The 5,310-nt window shown below is 33.5% G+C and carries 8 protein-coding genes; all 8 read left to right on the forward strand.

Annotation, left to right across the window (positions count from 1 at the left end; genetic code table 11):
• Window positions 1-468 precede the first annotated feature (468 nt).
• Window positions 469-768 (forward strand): helix-turn-helix domain-containing protein, encoded by a 300-nt coding sequence (locus CCY16_RS02155; RefSeq protein WP_011256584.1) that lies wholly within the window; start codon window positions 469-471, stop codon window positions 766-768.
• 61 nt (window positions 769-829) lie between these two features.
• Complete coding sequence (rpoZ, locus tag CCY16_RS02160) at window positions 830-1,258, forward strand: DNA-directed RNA polymerase subunit omega (protein ID WP_088414606.1); 429 nt, start codon at window positions 830-832, stop codon at window positions 1,256-1,258.
• 37 nt (window positions 1,259-1,295) lie between these two features.
• The gene (locus CCY16_RS02165) at window positions 1,296-1,538 is read left to right on the forward strand and encodes a monovalent cation/H+ antiporter complex subunit F (protein ID WP_088414608.1); all 243 of its coding nucleotides are present in this window, start codon (window positions 1,296-1,298) and stop codon (window positions 1,536-1,538) included.
• Window positions 1,539-1,544: 6 nt separating this feature from the next.
• Complete coding sequence (gene mnhG, locus CCY16_RS02170; RefSeq protein ID WP_088414609.1) at window positions 1,545-1,832, forward strand: monovalent cation/H(+) antiporter subunit G; 288 nt, start codon at window positions 1,545-1,547, stop codon at window positions 1,830-1,832.
• Between the two features lies 1 nt (window position 1,833).
• On the forward strand, window positions 1,834-2,361 hold the full coding sequence (locus tag CCY16_RS02175; protein WP_088414611.1) for a DUF4040 domain-containing protein: 528 nt from the start codon (window positions 1,834-1,836) through the stop codon (window positions 2,359-2,361).
• Window positions 2,354-2,770, forward strand: a complete 417-nt coding sequence (locus CCY16_RS02180) for a Na(+)/H(+) antiporter subunit B (protein ID WP_088414613.1) — start codon at window positions 2,354-2,356, stop codon at window positions 2,768-2,770. The genes CCY16_RS02175 and CCY16_RS02180 overlap by 8 nt, the downstream gene beginning before the upstream one ends.
• The gene (locus tag CCY16_RS02185) at window positions 2,770-3,096 is read left to right on the forward strand and encodes a cation:proton antiporter subunit C (protein ID WP_011256590.1); all 327 of its coding nucleotides are present in this window, start codon (window positions 2,770-2,772) and stop codon (window positions 3,094-3,096) included. Before CCY16_RS02180 ends, CCY16_RS02185 begins: the two co-directional genes overlap by 1 nt.
• Window positions 3,097-3,218: 122 nt before the next feature.
• On the forward strand, window positions 3,219-5,168 hold the full coding sequence (rpoD, locus tag CCY16_RS02190) for an RNA polymerase sigma factor RpoD (RefSeq protein ID WP_088414615.1): 1,950 nt from the start codon (window positions 3,219-3,221) through the stop codon (window positions 5,166-5,168).
• Window positions 5,169-5,310 lie beyond the last annotated feature (142 nt).

Consider the following 5,310-nt stretch of genomic DNA (forward strand, 5'->3'; position numbering starts at 1 on the left):
ACCATGGAGCATCTTTTGCTTTTTTTTATTTAGTAAATTTCTTAATATTTGTAGCTACCGTCATTTTGCTGCTTGCTAGCGGGATCTAGAGATGCCTCGAATGAATTGCAGTATGATGAACTGTGCCCAGCTTCACGCAATGGAATGACACCGTCTTGGTGGATTAAAATCACAATGTTTATACAGGTGTATTAGAGCATGGAGATACAAACCTTTTTATGTAAAATCAATCTACAAAACTTATACCTTAAGCTTTATGGTTATTTTTTTCTACTATGAATGACCTTTCCATATATAATAATATTTGAAATTGATATTAATTAAATTAAAATACTAGTAAATAATAAACTTAAAGCCTTAATATACTAATATCATATAATTATTTAGTACAACTTATATGATATTAATACTTTGAGATATCAAGTTTATGTTGTAATGTTTTACAAAGCTTTTGATAGGTGAGTGTATATGGAAATAATATCATTAAACAATAACTCGTGCAGTGTAGAAATAAAAAAGAAGCTGCTCAGTATAATAACTAAAGTTATAGAAAAAAACACTTGGACTCAAGCTCATGCCGCCGAGAGACTGGGTGTTGATCAGCCAAAGATATCGCAAATTAAAAATGGCAAAACAGATGGTTTTTCTTTAGAACGACTGTTAGGGTTTCTCAAAAAATTCGACCATGAGATAACAATTACGATAACAGAAAGTCAAGCAGTAAAACCTGAAACAGAAAAGGTTAAACGTGAAGTTGGATCTCCATAGGCACAAAGTTGACACTTTGTTTTTTTTGTGTATAATGCAAAGTTTATTGAGGTAGTATTTTATGGCTGAGTCTGTTATAGAAAAATGTACAGAGCAGGTGAGTAACCGTTTCAAATTAGCCCTACTGGCAAGTCAGAGAACACATGATTTAAATACAGGGGCGAGTAATCCTGTCCAATCAGCTAGATTTAAAGGCCATAAAAACACCATCATTTCTCTATACGAAATAGCAGAAAGGCAGGTGGATACTTATGAGCTGTTTAGCCTTTTGGTAAGCAGATGCAAGGAGTATATGAAAGGAAATCTGAGTAATACCTACAGCAGTAATACGAGTAAGCTAGAAAAACTACTAAACTTTTCTAATGATCAGTTTAACACAGATGCTGATGTGGATCAAGAAAGTACTGATATTCAGGATGACGAGGTAGAAAATGAAATAAGTAATCAAGGTAGTGAGGACACAGATGATGAAGTAGACGATGAAGAGTAAACTAAGTAGAGTCCTATTGGAGTTGTGTGACCTATAAATGATTCATGTTGCTATTTACATGTTACTGCTTTGTATGAGTACAATGTTGTACCGTATAGCAAAGTTAAGCGACATTTACAATAAGGCTCTAGCGTTTAATCATTTCTCAACACAAGTAGTTTTACTCATAACAGCAGTATCGATCATTTTGGATAGTTTTTTTTTGGTTGATATAGCGTTGTTGTATGCTAGTGTCAGTTTTATATCAACTATAGCACTAATGAGGTTAATGTTGCTTTGATAATTTATGATAGGATCTATTTTCATATTTTTAGGCATTTGTTTAGTAACTATTTCAACCATAGGGGTAATTAGATTTACTGATTTCTACACCAGGTTACACGCAGCAGGTATTACAGATTCTAGCGGTGCAATGTTATTATTAATTGGTCTCGCTTTGCAGAATGAATTTTCAGTCAATACTGTTAAAATAATACTATTAATTTTTATAATATGGGTAGCTAACTCAACTAATAGTTATATTTTAGCACGCACTCATTATAAAAGTAAGGAAAAAGCTATTAAAGAAAGTTAAGATGTTAGAAATACTAAATATAACATTACTTTTACTGTTACTTATAGTTGCTATTTTTATAGTCCTCTCAAATCATTTAGTCACAAGTGGTGTTCTGATGTGTGCATTTAGCTCACTCATCGCACTTATATATCTAATTATGAATGCACCTGATGTTGCAATTACTGAAGCTTCTGTTGGTGCAGGGCTCAGTACAGTTTTTACATTTGCTGCACTCTCTTTAATAAAGAACCATAAAGTAAATTTATCTCACAACCCTATAATACTTTTTTTTATGTTATTTCTAGCTATATGTTTATCACACTTTATGACCCAATTACCAGATTTTGGCAGCTATGATGCTCCCATTCACTCACATGTTGCTCCTTACTATATAGAAAATACTAAAAAAGCCGTTGGCATTCCCAATATAGTAACAGCTGTTTTAGCAGGCTTCCGTGGCTATGACACATTTGGAGAAACTATAGTAATTTTCACCGCCGCACTTTGCATAACATTAATATTAAAAGAAGAAAAAGAAAATGATTAAAGATCCAGTATTAAATGCAGTAACATTTTTGATGGTACCTCTTATTATTTTATTTGCTTTATATATACAATTTCATGGTGACTACGCCCCAGGTGGGGGTTTTCAAGCAGGAATAATCATTGCCTCTGGAATAATATTATACTCAATGTTATTTGGTGTATCCACAACTCTAAAAGCAATACCCTACCCTGCAATTAAATTCACTAGCATGCTAGGCATTTTTATTTATGGGGGCACAGGTATTGCAACAGTCTTACTTGGCCAAAATTTTTTATCTTACGATATATTGTTAGCTAACAACGTTGCAGGTCAAAAATTGGGTATTTTCCTGGTGGAATTGGGTGTAGCACTTACTGTTTGTTCCTCCATGTTAATCATATATATAGATTTTGCTCGCAGAAAAAAATAATGACTTTATACAATTATACAATTATTACTATATTAATGACGCTAGGTTTATATACCATCATAAATGACAAAAATTTAATTAAGAAAATGATAGGGGTAAGCATTTTCCAAGCATCTGTTCTGTTATTTTACATATCTCTTGGGTATATAAAAAGCTCCCTACCCCCTATATTAGTTTCAAATTCTCACTTATATAGCAATCCTGTACCGCACGTTCTAATGCTCACTGCCATAGTGGTCGGAATTGCAACATTTTCAGTTGGATTATCCATAGCAGTAAGAATAGAAGAAAGATATGGAATAATTGATCAAGACAAGCGTATGTGAGTTAACAATATCTTAAACTATATGAAGTAATAAGTAGCCACAAGCTAAAAATAAAGTCATAGGCTTACTTATTGTAAGTCTATTTACTAATAAGAAATAAATTTTAAACTATAAGGGTAATGATGTCAGCTATTAACAACTCAGAAGATAAGAAAAAAATCATCAGGGATCTTGTAACCAAAAGTATTAAAAAGGGTGGCTTTATCACCTTTGATGATATAAATGATAAACTGTCAGACGAAAATTTATCATCCGACTTTATAGATGATACTATATCTCTATTGCAGGACTCAGGAATCAACATACTTGAAAGTAGCGAGGACGAAGAAGAGGCTCCTTCCAACAGTGATGATGGCAAACTTGATGATGACGACACACTGTCGAATACCACTACAACCTTAATACAAAATGACGACCCGGTGAGAGTTTATTTACAAGATATGAGCTCCGTAAAGCTTTTATCAAGGACAGATGAAATTGAGATAGCAAAAAAAATTGAATCTGAAAAGCATAACATGTTGCGTGCAATCATTGAAACATCAGTAACACTAAAGATGATAAAAGCATGGCGTGATGATTTGAGCAGTGGAGCTCTCTTACTGAGAGAAATTATAGACCTAGATGCAATTTATAACTCCGATTTTAATGCGATACCCAAAGAAGAGAGTGAAGAAAGTATTGAAGATGATAAAGATTCTGAGAACGTTTCTGAAGACACCAAAGATGACGAATATTGTGACGATGATGAGATAGACAGTAAAAAAGGTAACGATGAGAAAGAAAATAGTAATGAAGATATAAATTCAGCAAATTTAAATGTTTCTATTCTTGAAATGGAAAACGACTTATTGCCCAAGGTCATAGTTGCACTAGATGAGATAATTACTTTAGCAGATGAAGCATTGACATTAAGAAAAGATCCCTCTAGTGGATTAAGATATCAAAATTTGTATGACCAAATATGGTCTATAGTGCTACAAATTAAGTTAAGTGACACTGCTGTCGCCAAAATTACACAAAAACTTTATAACATAAACAGGTCTATCATGCTTGAGGAAGCTAATCTTATTTCTGAAGCTAAAAAATACTATATTGATAGAGAAAGCTTCCTCAAAGTTTATGCTGATGTACTTTTAAGGTACAAGTTAGAAGAAATTAGTTCTTTAAAATCCAATGAAAATCAATCTTGTTTTACAGGTGAACTAAAAAACAAGTTTGTAAAGTTTATAGACGACAATTTTGAACATATAGCTAATACCTTGAACAATATTAAGCAACATATACAAGAAGATGATGTGCAAGAATTTAAAGAGCTAATCAAGAGAACACAAAAACATGAACGAGAAGTCTCCGAAGCAAAGCAGGGAATGATTAAAGCCAATTTGAGGTTAGTAGTTTCCATAGCTAAAAAATATTCAAACAGAGGTCTCGCTCTGCTTGATTTGATACAAGAAGGTAATATTGGTCTTATGAAGGCTGTGGATAAATTTGATTACAAACGTGGATACAAATTTTCAACCTATGGAACTTGGTGGGTAAGGCAATCAATTACTAGAGCAATACCTGAGCAATCTAAAGTAGTCAGAATACCAGTTCACATGGTAGAAATTATTAGCAAGATCAACAGAGCATTAAGAAAGTTAACTCATGAGATGGGAAGAGAGCCTACATTAGAGGAATTAAGTATGGAACTTGGAATGCCGTTGGAAAGAATACGCAAAGTTATGAAAATAGCAAGGGATCCGGTAAGCCTTGATGCTCCAACAGGAAAAGACGATAGTAGTACTTTCGGTGACTGTATAGAAGATAAGCGAGTTTCAAAGCCAGAAGATGCTGCAATACTTACTGACTTGCGCTGCATTACAACTAACCTCCTTGCAACTTTAACACCGAAGGAAGAGAGAATTATTAGAATGCGCTTTGGCCTTGGTAAAGATTGCAAGGAACATACCTTAGAAGAAATAGGATGCATTTTTAAGGTAACACGTGAGAGAATTAGGCAAGTTGAATCAAAAGCACTGCGCAAACTAAAACATCCATGCCGTGCTAGAAAATTGAGAGGGTTCTTTTAGAGAAATGTCAAATAATATAATGCGATCATTTTGGCACGAAGTAAAGAGCAGATGTACGAGCTAGAAAATAATAGATGGAAGATTCTGAACAGATACATTATTTATCTGCTTTCCAGTGCCAACTTCCTACACGCTTACAGGT

This window comes from Wolbachia endosymbiont of Wuchereria bancrofti (assembly GCF_002204235.2).
Taxonomy (GTDB): domain Bacteria; phylum Pseudomonadota; class Alphaproteobacteria; order Rickettsiales; family Anaplasmataceae; genus Wolbachia.